General features: G+C 67.9%; 14 protein-coding genes. 6 read left to right on the forward strand and 8 right to left on the reverse strand.

From position 1 onward, the window contains the following. The 3 genes from V6M37_RS08585 to V6M37_RS08595 all read right to left on the reverse strand — a co-directional run. A partial coding sequence (locus V6M37_RS08585; RefSeq protein WP_332672328.1) for an acetyl-CoA C-acyltransferase occupies positions 1-810 on the reverse strand: 810 nt, incomplete at its 3' end. A 29-nt stretch (positions 811-839) separates the two neighbouring features. Further along, positions 840-2,369, reverse strand: a complete 1,530-nt coding sequence (locus V6M37_RS08590; protein WP_332672330.1) for a 3-hydroxyacyl-CoA dehydrogenase — start codon at positions 2,367-2,369, stop codon at positions 840-842. 1 nt (position 2,370) lies between these two features. Next, entirely contained in the window at positions 2,371-3,141 is a 771-nt protein-coding gene (locus tag V6M37_RS08595; RefSeq protein ID WP_332672332.1) for an enoyl-CoA hydratase, read from the reverse strand. 222 nt (positions 3,142-3,363) lie between these two features. Between V6M37_RS08595 and V6M37_RS08600 the strand changes: the two genes are divergently transcribed. Both V6M37_RS08600 and paaY read left to right on the forward strand, forming a co-directional pair. Further along, entirely contained in the window at positions 3,364-4,179 is an 816-nt protein-coding gene (locus tag V6M37_RS08600; protein ID WP_332672333.1) for an IclR family transcriptional regulator, read from the forward strand. Positions 4,180-4,276: 97 nt separating this feature from the next. Then, entirely contained in the window at positions 4,277-4,894 is a 618-nt protein-coding gene (gene paaY, locus V6M37_RS08605) for a phenylacetic acid degradation protein PaaY (protein ID WP_332672335.1), read from the forward strand. Between the two features lie 184 nt (positions 4,895-5,078). On the opposite strand, the gene V6M37_RS08610 is transcribed toward paaY, so the two are convergent. The 3 genes from V6M37_RS08610 to badH all read right to left on the reverse strand — a co-directional run bounded on the left by V6M37_RS08610 (position 5,079) and on the right by badH (position 7,916). Further along, complete coding sequence (locus V6M37_RS08610; RefSeq protein ID WP_332672336.1) at positions 5,079-6,233, reverse strand: acyl-CoA dehydrogenase family protein; 1,155 nt, start codon at positions 6,231-6,233, stop codon at positions 5,079-5,081. An 88-nt stretch (positions 6,234-6,321) separates the two neighbouring features. Beyond that, positions 6,322-7,104: a 2-ketocyclohexanecarboxyl-CoA hydrolase gene (gene badI, locus V6M37_RS08615; RefSeq protein ID WP_332672338.1), complete on the reverse strand. Its 783-nt coding sequence runs from the start codon at positions 7,102-7,104 to the stop codon at positions 6,322-6,324. A gap of 44 nt (positions 7,105-7,148) precedes the next feature. Continuing rightward, positions 7,149-7,916, reverse strand: a complete 768-nt coding sequence (badH, locus tag V6M37_RS08620; RefSeq protein WP_332672340.1) for a 2-hydroxycyclohexanecarboxyl-CoA dehydrogenase — start codon at positions 7,914-7,916, stop codon at positions 7,149-7,151. A gap of 102 nt (positions 7,917-8,018) precedes the next feature. On the opposite strand from badH, the gene V6M37_RS08625 reads away from it, so the two are divergent. After that, entirely contained in the window at positions 8,019-8,513 is a 495-nt protein-coding gene (locus V6M37_RS08625; protein WP_332672341.1) for a MarR family winged helix-turn-helix transcriptional regulator, read from the forward strand. Positions 8,514-8,624: 111 nt separating this feature from the next. Here the strand turns inward: V6M37_RS08625 and aliB are convergent, their stop codons facing one another. Next, positions 8,625-9,773: a cyclohexanecarboxyl-CoA dehydrogenase gene (aliB, locus tag V6M37_RS08630; RefSeq protein WP_332672343.1), complete on the reverse strand. Its 1,149-nt coding sequence runs from the start codon at positions 9,771-9,773 to the stop codon at positions 8,625-8,627. A 357-nt stretch (positions 9,774-10,130) separates the two neighbouring features. Here aliB and aliA point away from each other — a divergent pair, with 357 nt between their 5' ends. From aliA to V6M37_RS08645, 3 genes are read left to right on the forward strand one after another with little or no spacing between them, the layout of a single operon-like run. Next, positions 10,131-11,783, forward strand: a complete 1,653-nt coding sequence (gene aliA, locus V6M37_RS08635; RefSeq protein WP_332672345.1) for a cyclohexanecarboxylate-CoA ligase — start codon at positions 10,131-10,133, stop codon at positions 11,781-11,783. Next, the gene (locus V6M37_RS08640) at positions 11,780-12,553 is read left to right on the forward strand and encodes an enoyl-CoA hydratase (RefSeq protein ID WP_332672347.1); all 774 of its coding nucleotides are present in this window, start codon (positions 11,780-11,782) and stop codon (positions 12,551-12,553) included. Before aliA ends, V6M37_RS08640 begins: the two co-directional genes overlap by 4 nt. A gap of 12 nt (positions 12,554-12,565) precedes the next feature. Continuing rightward, entirely contained in the window at positions 12,566-12,730 is a 165-nt protein-coding gene (locus V6M37_RS08645) for a rubredoxin (protein WP_332672349.1), read from the forward strand. A gap of 95 nt (positions 12,731-12,825) precedes the next feature. Here the strand turns inward: V6M37_RS08645 and V6M37_RS08650 are convergent. Continuing rightward, positions 12,826-14,828: putative bifunctional diguanylate cyclase/phosphodiesterase (locus tag V6M37_RS08650; RefSeq protein WP_332672351.1), on the reverse strand; the 2,003-nt coding region annotated here is incomplete at its 5' end.

A 14,828-nucleotide genomic window follows, 5' to 3' on the forward strand; every position in this document is an offset into this window, starting at 1 on the left:
GCCGGCGGCCCGGCTGCCCACGAGCAGCGCGGCGGCGCCGTCGTTGATGCCGGACGCGTTGCCGGCGGTCACGACGCCGTCGGGAAACAGGCTCTTGAGCTTCGCGAGCGCTTCGTACGTCGACTCCGGGCGCGGGTGCTCGTCTTCGGCGACGACGCGCGGCGGCGTCTTGCGGCCGGTCGGCACTTCGATCGGCAGGATTTCGCCGCTGTAGAAACCGGCCTCCTTCGCGGCGGCGTACTTCGCCTGCGACGCGGCGGCGAAGCGGTCGGACGCCTCGCGCGTGATGCCGAACTCGGCGGCGACGTTGTCGCCGGTCTCGGGCATCGATTCGTTGCCGTACTGCTCGATCAGGCGCGGATTCGGGAAGCGCGCGCCGATCGTCGAGTCGAACACCTTGAAGTCGCGGCTGTACGGCGATTCCGCCTTCGCGACGACGAAGGGCGCGCGGCTCATGCTCTCGACGCCGCCGGCGACGAAAAGCTCGCCTTCGCCGCAGCTCACCGCGCGCGCGGTATCGAGCACCGCCGCGAGGCCGCTGCCGCACAGCCGGTTGACCGTCTGCCCGGCGACGGTCGGCGGCAGGCCCGCGACCAGCGCGGCATGACGCGCGACGTTGCGCGCGTCCTCGCCGGCCTGCGCGGAGCAGCCGAGGACGACGTCCTCGATGTCGGCGGCCGCGAACGGCGAGCGCGCGACGAGTTCGCGGATCACGGTGGCGGCGAGGTCGTCGGGGCGGACCGCGGCGAGCTGGCCGGCGTGGCGGCCGATCGGCGAGCGCAGACCGGCGTAGATATAGGCGTCGAGCATCGTTTCTCCTTTGGTGTTCAGTGTGGTTGTCAGTTTTCGGGGGTCAGCAGCGACACGCCGAGCCGGGCGCGGCGGACGAGCCACGGGCTCGGGCGGTATCGCGGGTCGCGGTAGAAGTCGTGCAGCGCGTCGAGGATCGCGAGCACGGTCGCCGCGCCGAGCGCGTCGCCCATCGCGAGCGGCCCGCGCGGATAGCCCAGGCCCAGCGTCACCGCGCAGTCGATGTCTTCCGGCGTCGCGATGCGCTGCTGCGCGATGTCGCAGCCGATGTTCACGATCATCGCGACGACGCGCTGGGCGACGAAGCCGGCGCTGTCGCGGATCACCGACACCGGCATGCCGGCGGCGGCGAAAGCGGCCCACGCCGCGTCGCGCGCGGCCGGCGCGGTCAGCGGATTCGTCATCAGCGTCAGGTGCCCGCCGAGGAAGAGCGGATCGAGCGCGAGCGTGCGCGCGGGGTCGAGCCCTTCGGCGAGCGCGGCGCCGGTCGCGTCGGCGCCGACCGGCAGCACGACGCAGACCGAGTTGTCGGCCGGGCGCCGGCCGCGGTCGACGATCGCGTCCTGCGCGTCGAGCAGCGTGACGACGCGCGCGTGGGCGTCGGCGTTGCGCGCGCTGATCCACAGCGGCGTCGCTGCGGTCGCCGCTGCGGTCGGCACTGCCGGCGGCGCGACCGGTTCGGCGCGGCCGTCGGCATACGCGTAGAAGCCGCGCCCGCTCTTGCGGCCGAGCAGGCCGGCGGCGAGGCGCTGGCGCGTGATCGGCGACGGCCGGAAGCGCGGCTCCTGGTAATACTGGTCGTAGATCGACTCCATCACCGGATGCGACACGTCGAGACCGGTGAGGTCGAGCAGCTCGCACGGCCCCATGCGGAAGTCGGCCGCGCCGCGCAGGATGCGGTCGAGCGTCGCGAAGTCGGTGACGCCTTCGCCGAGCACGCGCAGCGCTTCGGTCAGGTAGGCGCGGCCGGCGTGATTGACAATGAAGCCCGGCGTGTCGGCGGCGCGTACGGGCGTGTGGCCCATGCGGCGCGCGAGCGCGACGAGCGCGTCGCCGACCGCGCGGTCGCCGCGCACGCCGTCGATGACTTCGACGACCTTCATCAGCGGCACCGGGCTGAAGAAATGGAAGCCGCCGACGCGCTCCGGCCGCCGGCACGCGGCGGCGATCGCCGTCACCGACAGCGACGACGTGTTCGTCGCGAGCACGCAGTCGCCGCCGACGACGTCCTCCAGATCGCGGAACAACGCACGCTTCGCGTCGAGGTTCTCGACGATCGCCTCGACGACGACGTCGCAACCGGCGAGCTCCTGCAGGCTCGCGGCGACCATGAGCCGCGCCGTCGCCGCCTGCGCGTCCGCCGTGCTCATCTTTCCCTTCGCGGCGAGCTTCGCGAGCATCTCCGCGACCGCGTCGCGCGCTTCGCCCGCGGCGCCGGCGCGGCTGTCGAAAAGCCGCACCGTGACGCCGCCCTGCGCCGCGATCTGCGCGATGCCGCGCCCCATCAGGCCGGTGCCGACGATGCCGAGCGTCAGGCCGTCACGATTCGCGTCGAACATCTCACGCCCCCCGGAAATCGGCCGCGCGCTTGTCGAAGAAGGCCTGCATCCCCTCCTTCTGGTCGCGGCTCGCGAACAGCAACTGGAACGCCTTGCGCTCGAGCATCAGCGCGGCGTCGAGCGACGCGTCCTGGCCGGCGAGGAGCACTTCCTTGATCTGCATGATCGCGAGCGGCGGCAGCGCGGCGATCTGCGTCGCGAGTTCGAGCGCGCGCGCCTGCACGTCGGCATCCGCGACGACCTCGCTGGCGAGCCCCATCTCGAGCGCGTCGCGCGCCGACACCGGCTGGCCGGTCAGCACCATCTTCATCGCCTTGAACTTGCCGACCGCGCGCGTGAGCCGCTGGGTGCCGCCGGCGCCCGGCATGATGCCGACCTTGACTTCGGGCTGGCAGAACGACGCGCTCTCGCCCGCGACGATGATGTCGGCGTGCATCGCGAGCTCGCAGCCGCCTCCCCACGCGTAGCCGTTGACCGCCGCGATGACCGGCTTCGGGCAGTTCGCGATTGCCTGCCAGAGCCGATGCGTGTGCCGCAGCATCATCTCGATCGCGCCGACCTCGGCCATCGCGCGCAGGTCGGCGCCGGCGGCGAAGTACTTGTCGCCGCCGGTGAGCACGATCGCGCGCACCTCCGCATCCTGGCCGAGCGCGACGAAGTGTTCCGCGAGCTGCGCGCGGACTTCCTGATTCAGGGCGTTGCGCGCCTGCGGCCGGTTCAGGCGAACGACCGCAACCTGTGGTGCGGGCCGCTCGACGACGACTTCGCTCATCTCTCATCCTCCCGTCAGTTTCGCTGTGCGAACGTATCGTTCGCGTTTTTGTATCATTCGGACGATACTTCGTTTGTTACTCCCGGTAAACCCTCATGCAGTGCAGCCTAGTGAAACCGGATTTCGATGCGCGAACGCCAGTGAAGTTTGACGCAGCAGGACCGCGCTGCCACCATTCGCCGGCTCGCGCAGCCGACGGCGCGGCAATCGAAGGAAGAACAGATGGACCTTGAAACGCAGGCGTTCGACGAGGACGAAAGCAAAGACCGACAGTTCGTCAATGCGCTCGCACGGGGCCTCGAGCTGCTGCGCTGCTTTCAGCCGGGCGACACCGAACTGAGCAACGCCGAACTCGCGCGCCGCACCGGGATGCCGAAGCCGACGGTGTCGCGGCTCACTTACACGCTGACGAAGCTCGGCTACCTCGCGTTCTCCGAGAGCCGCGGCACCTACCGGCTCGCCGCGGGCGTGCTCGCGCTCGGCTACGCGATGCTGTCGAACCTCGACGTGCGCAAGGTCGCGCGCCCGTACATGGAAGCGCTGTCCGAAGAGGCGCAGGCGTCGGTGTCGATCGGCGCGCGCGACCGCCTCAGCATGGTGTACATCGAGAGCTGCCGCAGCAGCGCGAACGTCACGCTGCGGCTCGATGTCGGCTCGCGCATCCCGCTCGCGACGTCGGCCGTCGGCCGCGCGCTGCTGTGCGGCCTGCCGCAAGGCGAACGCGACTACCTGATGGACCATATCCGGCTGCGCGACGAGGATAACTGGCCACGCGTGAAGGCCGGCATCGAGCAGGCCCTGCGCGATTACCAGGAACGCGGCTTCGTGCTGTCGGCGGGCGACTGGCAGCAGGACGTGAATGCGGTCGGCGTGCCGCTGGTCGGCGTCGACGGCGAACGCGCGATGGCGTTCAACTGCGGCGGCCCGGCGTTCCTGCTGTCGCGCGAGAAGCTCGAACACGACGTCGGTCCCAGGCTCGTGCAGCTCGTCCGGCAGGTCGAAGCCGACCTCGGCCGCGCACTGCCGCCGAAGGCATGAGGCCGACGCCGCGCTACGGAGCTGGATGCCGTGCGGCCGGGAGATGCGGCAAGCCAAACACCATGACCGCCCGCCGAGCGGGCAACAAGGAGACTTCATGAACTCGCCCCGTGTCTTTGCAATCGACGGCGTCGTGCCGGTCGTCGACCCGACCGCCTATGTCCACCCGAGCGCCGTATTGATCGGCGACGTCATCGTCGGCCCCGGTTGCTACGTCGGCCCGTGTGCGAGCCTGCGTGGCGATTTCGGCCGGCTGATCCTGCAGGCCGGCGTCAATGTGCAGGACACGTGCGTGATCCACAGCTTTCCCGAGCACGACACCGTCGTCGAAGAGAACGGCCACATCGGACACGGCGCGGTGCTGCACTGCTGCACCGTCCGGCGCAACGCCCTCGTCGGCATGAACGCGGTCGTCATGGACAACGCGGTGATCGGCGAAAACTCGTTCGTCGCCGCGTGCAGTTTCGTCAAGGCGGGCATGGAAGTGCCGCCGAACTCGCTCGTCGCCGGCACGCCCGCGAAGCTCGTGCGCGCGCTCTCCGAACAGGAGATGGCATGGAAGGTGAAGGGCACGGGCATCTACCAGAACCTCACCGTCCGCTGCCTCGCGACGATGGTCGAGACCGACGCGCTCACCGCCGTCGAGGCGGACCGCAAGCGCATCGTGATGCCGGAGATCGTGCCGCTCAGCGAGCAGAAGCAGCGCGGCCGGTAATCGGCGGGGCAAGCAGCGGCGCGATGCCGCGACGGGTCGCGCCGCCCTCGCAGGACGATGGTTCGTTGCTGGTCGGGCGGGGAGGAGCCGCATGAGGGCCGGCTGCTCGGGCTTCGCTCTTCCTGCCGCCCCTGACCCTCCGGCGTCAGCCGATACCCGCGCCGCTGTTGCACGACCGCCCGGCCTACAGCGCCGCTTCGCGGATCATGTTGCGGGCGATGACGAGTTGCTGAATCTGGGTGGTGCCTTCGAACAGGCGGAACAGGCGGACGTCGCGGTAGAAGCGCTCGATGCCGGACTCCGACAGGTAGCCCGCCCCGCCGAAGATCTGCACCGCCCGGTCGGCGACGCGGCCGCACATCTCGGAGGCGAACATCTTCGCGCACGAGGCCTCGGTACCGACGTTCAGCCCCTGGTCGCGGCGACGGGCGGCGTCGATCACCATCGAGCGCGCCGCGTAGATCTCGGCCTTGCTGTCGGCGAGCATCGCCTGGATCAGCTGGAACTCGGCGATCGGCTTGCCGAACTGCTTGCGTTCGCAGGCGTAGCGCAGCGCGTCGGCGAGCATGCGCTCGGCCACCCCGACCGAGATCGCGGCGATGGCGATGCGCCCCTTGTCGAGCACCTTCATCGCAGTCTTGAAGCCGATGCCCTCGCGTCCGCCGATCAGATTGGCCGCCGGCACGCGGCAGTCCTCGAAGATCACGTCGCAGGTGTGCGAACCCTTGTGCCCCATTTTCTCGTCGGGTTGTCCGAGCGAAAGGCCGGGCGTGCCGCGCTCGACGATGAAGGCGGAAATGCCGTCGGCACCCTTGTTGGATGGATCGGTGCGCGCCATCACCGTGAAGATGCCGGCTTCGGGGGCGTTGGTGATGAAGCGCTTGGTGCCGTTGAGGACGTAGTGATCGCCGTCGCGCACGGCGGTCGTGCGCAGGCTCGCCGCGTCCGAACCGCTGTCGGGTTCGGTCAGCGCGAACGAGCCGATGAGCTCGCCGGTCACGAGCTTCGGCAGGTAGCGCGCTTTCTGCTCGGGCGTGCCATCGATGACGATGCCCTGGCCGCCGATGCCGTTGTTGGTCGCAAAGAGCGAACGGAAGCACGGCGAAGTGTGGCCGATCTCGAAGGTGGCGAGCACCTCCTCCTCCATCGTCAGCGCCATGCCGCCGTATTCCTCGGGGATGGACAGGCCGAACAGCCCCAGCTCCTTCATCCCGGCGACGATGTTATCGGGAATCCGGTCGGTCTCGGCGACCACCGCCTCGGCCGGCACCAGGCGTTCGCGCACGAAGCGCGAAATCGTGTCCAGCAGAATGTTCAGTGTCTCCTGATCTCGGATCATGTCCTTACCCTCTCCAATGCTGCGGCGTGGTCGTTGTGGCGATGCGCGAGGGGCGGCCGGCGCGAGGCCGGGCCCGCCCCTGTAGCGCTTACTTCTGGTGCTTGCGGAACTCGGGCTTGCGCTTCTCGCGGAACGCGTTGCCGCCCTCGGCCGACTCGGCCGTCTCGTAGTAGAGCTTCAGGGCGTGCATCGCAAGGCCACCCATGCCGCGGATCATCTCCGTGTCGACGTTGAACGACTTCTTCGCGAGCGCGATCGCGGTCGGGCTCTTCTCGACGATCTCGTCGCACCACTTCTTCACTTCGGCGTCGAGCTGGTCCTGGGGGACGACCGCATTCACGAGGCCCATCGCGAGCGCTTCCTCCGCGGTGTAGCGGCGGCACAGATACCAGATCTCGCGCGCCTTCTTCTCGCCGACGACGCGCGCCAGCAGCGCGGTGCCGAAGCCCGGGTCGACCGAGCCGACGCGGGGCCCGGCCTGTCCGAGCTGGGCGTTCTCCGACGCGATCGCCAGATCGCAGATCGTCACGAGCACGTTGCCGCCGCCGATCGCGTAGCCATTGACGCGGGCGATCACCGGCTTGGAGATGTCGCGGATCGCGCTCTGCACTTCCTCGATCGGCAGGCCGATCACGCCGCGGCCGCCGTAGCCGCCGTCCTGCGTGCCCTGATCGCCGCCGGTGCAGAAGGCCTTCTCGCCGGCGCCGGTCAGCACGACCACGCCGATGCTGCGATCGTGATCCGCATCCTTGAAAGCGCGGATCATTTCTTCGCAGGTCTGCGCGCGGAACGCGTTGAACTGCTGGGGCCGGTTGATCGTGATCGTCGCGATGCCGTCCGCTTTCGTGTAAAGGATATCCTGGTATTCCATGATGTTCTCCAGTGCTGAATTAGATTTAGGTGAGGGGACGGTGTTTAGCCGGCCATCGTCAGGCCGCCCGAGACGCTGATCACCTGACCGGTGATGAACGCCGCGTCGTCGCTCGACAGGAACAGGACCGCGCCGGGCAGGTCCTCGGGCTGGCCGAGGCGGCCGAACGGCACCGCGCGCGTGAAGGCGGCGCGCAGCTTGTCACCGCGTTCGCCTTCGCCGCAGATGTCGTCGAGCAGCGGCGTGTCGGTCGGCCCCGGGCACACGACGTTGACGTTGATTTGCTGGCGCGCCACTTCGCGCGCCATCGTCTTCGAGAACGCGATCAGGCCGCCCTTGCAGAACGAATAGACCGCTTCACCCGACGAGCCGCCGCGACCGGCGTCCGACGCGATATTGACGACGCGACCCGAGCCGCGCTCGACCATGCCCTTGACGACGGCGTGGTGCATGTACAGCGCGCCGTAGAGGTTGATCGCGACGATCTTGTCCCACAGCGGCTTCTCGGTGCTGAGGAAGTTGCCGACCTTGTCCCAGCCGGCGTTGTTGACGAGCACGTCGGTCGGCCCGAGCGCCTGCTCGGCCGCGGTCACGGCGGTAATCACCGAATCCTGGCTCGTCAGATCGACCGCGAACGCCTGGGCCTTGCCGCCCTTCTCGCGAATCTCCGCGGCAACCACGTCGGCCGCATCACGGTTGATGTCGAACACCGCGACCTTCGCGCCCTCTTCGCCGAAGCGACGGCAGATCGCCGAGCCGATACCGCCGGCCCCGCCGGTGACGATGACGACCTTTCCGTTGATTCCTCTCATCTCTTGCTCCTCCTGCTGGATACCGTTCAATTTCCGGCCCGTTGCACCCGGACCGTGCTTTGCGCTTCAATGGGCGCCGTTCGAAACCGTTCCGGCGCCCCGATGAAAGACGAGCCCGCCTCCAAATCCCTCGACCTGTCCACCGCCAAGAACCTCGCGACGATCGAGATCAGCAATCGCCTGTTCTTCCGCTTCTTCCAGGCGGCGAACACGCTGCACACCAAGGGCACGCAGGCGCTCGACGAATTCGGCGTGACGACGCAGCAGTGGTCGGTGCTCGGCGCGCTGTCCCGCCCGAAGGCCAAGGACGGCATGAGCGTCGGCGAGCTGTCGCGACTGCTGCTCGTCAGCCGCCAGAACCTCTCCGGCATCCTCACGCGGCTCGAACGCGACGGCCTGATCGAACGCGCGACGAGCACCGAAGACCGTCGCTCGCGCAAGGTCAAGCTGAGCCCCAAGGGCGAGGAACTCTGGGTCGCGCTCGCCGACCCGATCCACAACTTCTACGATCAGGCGCTGAAGGGCTTTTCGTTCGACGACCGGCTGCAGTTCATCCACTACGTCAGCCAGCTGCAGCGCAACATGGCCAAGCTGTAGGGCGGAAAAGCGCCGCGCCGTCCGCCCGCCGGCGACCCCGCGACCCGCATTCGGCGGATGACGCCTGCGGCTCATCGACCCTATTCCGTCACGCCCACCGGGCGCCCGTACTCAAATCGCGTGGGCCGCCAGCTTCTCGCGGCCGATGATCATCTTCATGATGTTCGCGGTGCCGTCGCCGATCTGCAGCCCCATGACGTCGCGATAGCGCTGACCGAACGCGTAGTCGCCCGCATAGCCGCCGTGGCCGTGCGTCAGCAGGCATTGGTGGATGATTTCGCACGCGAGCTTCGGCGCCCACCACTTGCACATCGCGGCTTCGGCGGTGTGCGGCAGTCCCTGGTCCTTCAGCCACAGCGTCTTCAGGCATAGCGCGCGGCAGGCCTCGTACATCGTCTCGGCCTCGGCGAGCGGAAACGTGACGCCCTGGAACTCGGCGATCGGCTTGCCGAACGCCTCGCGCTCCTGCACGTAGCGCCAAGTCTCGTCGAGCGACGCGCGCACGACCCCCATGCACTGGATGCCGATCAGCGCGCGGCTGTAGTCGAAGCCCTGCATCACCTGAACAAAGCCCTTGCCTTCGTCGCCGAGCATCATCGACGCCGGGACGCGCACGTCGTCGAAGAAGATCGAGCCGCGGCCGACCGGACGCGTGCCGATATCGTCGAACGCGGTACGCGTGATGCCCGGCAGGTCCATCGGCACGAGGAAGGCGCTGATGCCGTGAGCGCGATCGACCTCGCTGCCTGTGCGCGCGAACACCACGGCGACATCGGCCTGGGTCGCCATCGAGATCGACGTCTTCTCGCCGTTCAGCACGAAATCGCTGCCGTCGCGCGTCGCCTTCAGCTTCAGCCGGGCGGCATCGGAGCCGGCGCTCGGTTCGGTGAGCGCGATCGCGATGGTCTTGCGACCGGCGATGACCTCACCGAGCCACTCCTTTGCGATGTCGGGGCGGGCGTGACCGGCGACAATCTGGCCGCACAGCGACGTCAGCAGGTTCACGTAGGACACGTTGAAGTCGCCGTACGAGATCTGCTCGAGCAGCAGCCCGCTCGTAACACAGCCGACCCCGAGGCCGCCGTGCGCTTCGGCAAGCTCCGGTCCGAGAAAGCCCATCTCACCCATCTCGCGGATGATCTCGCGCTCGATGCACTCCGCTTTTTCGCGCGCCCGGTAGCCGGGTGCGAGACGCTCCGTGGCGAAACGACGCGCCGTTTCGACCAGGGCCTTCTGCTCTTCGTTGAGACCGAAATCCATCTCCTCTCCTCCTGCCTTGTGATGGGTCGATCCTAAAGGCCGGCGAAACTTTCTGTCAATATCTTTCCATATTTTTACCTTTCACTACGCAGGCACGGGGATAGCAGTCGAAGCCTAGTCCCTTATTGATAAGCGCATTTCAGCGGGATTCACACGAGGCAGCGAAGCTTTCCGCGAATCCGAAGCTCCGCGTCGTTGTGTCAATCTATTGACTTATTACGCACGCAAGGATAGTTTTGCCGCGACGTCGAGAACGCCGGCTCCGCGCACTTGCGGGCCGCAGGCGCGGGGCCGGCCGGAGAGCGGCATCGCCACCCATCGACGCTGATAATTCGATCAAACGACGAGGAGACCTGCATGAACTTCGATCCGGTATTGCTGACTTCGCGGCTGGGGCCGATGAAGACCGCCGGGTGGTGGCGCGACGAGACGATCGACGTGTATTTCCGGCGCGCGCTGCGGAACTGCCCCGACAAGCCCGCCGTGGTCGCGTATCGGGACGGCAAGGCCGAGCCGGTGCGCCTCACTTACCACGAACTGGACGAACGGACCGACCGCATCGCCCGCGGCCTCGCCGCGCTCGGAGTCGCCCATGGCGACCTCGTGACCTTCCAGCTGCCGAACTGCTGGCAGTTCATCGCGCTGTCGCTGGCCTGCGCGCGCCTCGGTGCGGCGGCGAACCCGGTGATGCCGATCTTTCGGCAGCATGAGCTCACGTACATGCTGAGCTTCGGCGAGTCGAAGGTCTTCGTCGTGCCGAAGACCTTTCGCAAGTTCGACTACGAAACGATGGCGCGCGAGTTGCAGCCGAAATTGCCGCTGCTCAAGCAAGTGGTCGTGATCGACGGCGACGGCGAGGACAGCTTCGATCGCCTGCTGATGCGTGACGACACGCCGCCGCTCTCCGGACCGGGCCTCGCCCCGGACGACGTAGCGCTGTTGATGTACACCTCGGGCACAACCGGCGAGCCCAAGGGTGTGATGCACACGTCGAACACGCTGTTCTCGAACCTCCACGCCTACATCGAGAGGATGGAGCTCGGCTCGTCAGACGTCATCCTCGGCGCCTCGCCGATGGCGCACCTGACGGGCTACGGTTATCTCGCGATGCTCCCGCTGATCCTGAACTCCACGACCGTGCTGCAGGAAATCTGGGACCCGGCCCGCGCCCTCGAGATCGTCCGCGACGAAGGGATCACGTTCAGCATGGCGTCGACGGCATTCATTTCGGACATGTGCGCCGCGGTCGAAGCCGGCGCGCCGGTGTCCCCGCAATTCACGAAATTCAACTGTGCCGGGGCGCCGATCCCCCCGGTCGTGATCGCGCGTGCGAACGAACTGATGGGACTTCGCGTGTGCTCGGCGTGGGGCATGACCGAATGCGGGGCGGTGACCGTCACCGAGCCGGCCCGCGCGCTCGAAAAATCCGGCGAATCGGATGGCCGGCCGCTGCCCGGCATCGAGGTCAGGATCGCGGAAGCGGACGGCGCGCCGCTGCCCCACGGCGAAACCGGCCGCTTGCTGATCCGCGGCGCGTCGCTGTTCGCCGGCTACCTGAAGCGCCCGCAGCTGAATGCCACCGACGCCGAGGGCTGGTTCGACACCGGCGACCTCGCGTTCCAGGACGCCGAGGGTTACATCCGCATCAGCGGGCGCAGCAAGGACATCGTGATCCGCGGCGGCGAGAACATCCCGGTAGTCGAGATCGAGAACCTCCTGTACCAGCATCCCGCGATCACGACGGTCGCGGTCGTCGGCTACCCCGACCGTCGCCTCGGCGAACGCGTCTGTGCCTTCGTCTCGCTGAAGCCCGGCTTCACCGTGACCTTTGCCGACCTCACCGCGTATCTGGACAAGCAGCAGGTGGCAAAGCAGTACTACCCGGAGCGGCTCGAGATCGTCGACGACCTGCCGCGCACGCCGGCCGGCAAGCTGCAAAAGTTCAAGCTGCGCGAAGCCGCCAAGCGCTTCGGCGAAACCGCTTCAACTCCGACGGAGGGTGGACGATGAACCCCGTGATCCTCGTCGAAACCCATAACCGGGTCGGTCTGCTCCGCATCAACCGGCCCGAGGTGCACAACGCCCTCAACGACGAAGTGATGACCTCGCTGGCCCGGGCGCTCGACGGGTTCGAGGCCGACCCGAACATTGCGTGTGTCGTGCTGACCGGCTCCAAGAAGGCCTTCGCCGCGGGTGCCGACATCGCCGCGATGCGCGCGATGGACTTCATGGACGCGTACAAGACCGACTTCATCACACGCAACTGGGAGCGGCTGCGATCCTTTCGCAAACCGGTCATCGCGGCGGTGTCGGGCGTCGCGCTCGGGGGCGGCTGCGAGCTCGCGATGATGTGCGACATCGTGTTCGCCGCCGACGACGCCCGCTTCGGCCAGCCCGAGATCAAGCTCGGCACGATCCCGGGTGCGGGCGGGACGCAGCGGCTGCCGCGCGCAGTCGGCAAGACGAAAGCGATGGACATGTGTCTGACCGGCCGCCTGATGGACGCGCAGGAAGCCGAGCGTGCGGGCCTCGTCGCACGCCTGTTCCCCGCCGAAAGCGTGCTCGACGAGGCGCTCGCCGCCGCCGCGAAGCTTGCCGAATACTCGCTGCCGGTGCTGATGATGATGAAGGAGTCGGTCAACCGTGCGTACGACAGCCCGCTCAGCGACGGCCTGCTGTTCGAGCGCCGCACGCTGCACTCGACCTTCGCGCTCGCCGACCAGAAGGAAGGCATGAACGCGTTCGTCGAGAAGCGCCGGCCCGAATTCACGCATCGCTGAACCGGAACCGACGTGCAACGCTTTCACTGCGTCGCGTGCCTGTTTCCGTACTACGAGCGTTCGGGCATTCCCGACGAAGGCATTCCGCCCGGCACCCGTTGGAAACAGGTCCCGGATAGCTGGCGCTGCCCCGACTGCGGCAGGCCGAAGTCGAGCTTCGTCAATGCTGCGTCCTGAGCGGCCGCCGCATTTGCAGCATCGAGGGGGTCGGGCGGTAGCGGTGACGGGCCGTCGCCCGGCCGCCCCCGCACGCCCGTTGCCCCCGCGCCCCGCTAATGCACACGTAGCCGCTGCGAATACCAGCGAGCGAAGTCGCTGTTCACCATCGGCCGGGCGAAGAAATAGCCCTGCCCCTCGTCGCAGCCGTGCGTCTGCAGGTACGAGAGCACTTCGTCGGTCTCGATGCCCTCGCCGACGACTTCGAGACTCAGCGTGCGCCCGAGCGCGATGATCGCCTCGATGATCGCGCGGCTCGTCTGGTCCTCGCCGAGGCGGCGCACGAAGGACTGGTCGATCTTCAGCTTGTCGAGCGGAAGCGAGCCGAGGTAGCTGAGGCTCGAATAGCCGGTGCCGAAGTCGTCGAGCGCGACCTTGATGCCCATCGCGCGCACCGCGTTGAGGATGTCGATCGCCTCGGGCACGTTCTCCATCACGCTGCTCTCGGTGACTTCGAGCTGCAGGCAGCTCGGGTCGATGCCGGACGCTTCGACGATTTCCGACAGCCGCTGGGCGAAGCGCCGCAGGCGGAACTGCTGCGGCGACACGTTGATCGCGATCGGCACCGGCGGCAGCCCTTCCGCGAGCCACGCGCGATGCTGCCGGCACGCCTCCGCCGCGACCCATTCGCCGATCGCGCCGATCATGCCGGCGGCCTCGGCGACGGGGATGAAGAGGTCCGGGCCGATCCGCCGGTCTTCCTCGGCCGCGAGGCGCAGCAAGGCTTCGGCCCCCTTCAGCCGTCCGCTCTGCATGTCGACGACCGGCTGGTAATGCAGCACGAGGCCGTCGCTGACGAGCGCGCGCTTGAGCTTTTCCTCGACCGACCACGTCGGGTCGTCGCGGCGTTCGAGCTCCGGCGCGTAGACGCTGTAGCTGCCGCGCCCGCGCTCCTTCGCGTGATACATCGCGAGATCCGCGGCGCGCACCAGCGCGTCGACTTCCATGCCGTGCTGCGGAAAGAAGCTGATGCCGATCGACGGCGAGATCTTCACGTCGTTGCTGCGGATGCGGAACGGCGACGACACGCTCTGCACGACATTCTCGGCGATGCTCAGCGCGTCGTGCATCTGTTCGAGGTAGGGCAGCAGGATCACGAACTCGTCCCCGCCGAGGCGCCCGACGAGGTCCTCCCTGCGCACACAGCCGACGAGCCGCTTGCCGACTTCCTGCAACAGCAGGTCGCCGGCCTCGTGGCCGTACAAGTCGTTCACCGGCTTGAAGCGGTCGAGGTCGATGAACAGCAACGCGCCCTGGCTGTGCTTGCGCCCGGCCGCCGCGAGCAGGTGGTTCGCGTACTCGAACATCAGCCGCCGGTTCGGCAGCCCGGTCAGCGGGTCATGCAGTGCGGCCTCGCGCACACGCTGCTCGGCGCGCTTGCGGTCGGTGATGTCGATGTTCATCCCGACCCATTTGATGATCCGCCCTTCGGCGTCGCGGATCGGCGCCGCGCGCACGTTCGTCCAGCGGCACTCCCCGGTCGCGCGCCAGATCCGGTGTTCGCCACTCCACGGGCGGCCGCTTGCGACCGCCTGTCGCCATTCGTCGTCGACAAAAGCCCGGTCCTCGGAATGGACGACGTTCAGCGCGCCGAAACCCGACATTTCCTCGAAGGTCTGCCCGGTGTAGGCACGCCAGGACGGCGAGTCGACGACGATCCGCCCGCCAGGGTCCATCTCCCACACGGCCTGCGCCGTTTCCTCGACGAGCACGCGGAAACGCTCCTCGCTCTCGCGCAGCCGGTCGGCGGCGAGCTCGCGGTCGAGCGCAGTGACGGCCGCGCGGGCGAACACTTCGAGCGCGTCGATCTCCTCCCTGTCGGGTTCGCGCGGCGCAAACCAGTAAGTCGCGATCGCGCCCGCGAGCTTCGTCCCGCCCACCGGAATCATCACGATGCTGCGCATCGCTTCATCGGGTGCGACGCGCTCGCGCAATCGGGCATCGTCGGCGATGTCGGCGATCACGACGGCGCTGCCGCTCGACAGCACACGGTCGGCAAGTTCGAGGATCAGCGGATCCGGTCGATCATTCCACGTCACGCCGCCGCCCGCGAGACGGC

It is taken from the genome of Aromatoleum sp. (genome assembly GCF_036675785.1).
In the GTDB taxonomy this organism is placed as follows: domain Bacteria; phylum Pseudomonadota; class Gammaproteobacteria; order Burkholderiales; family Rhodocyclaceae; genus Aromatoleum.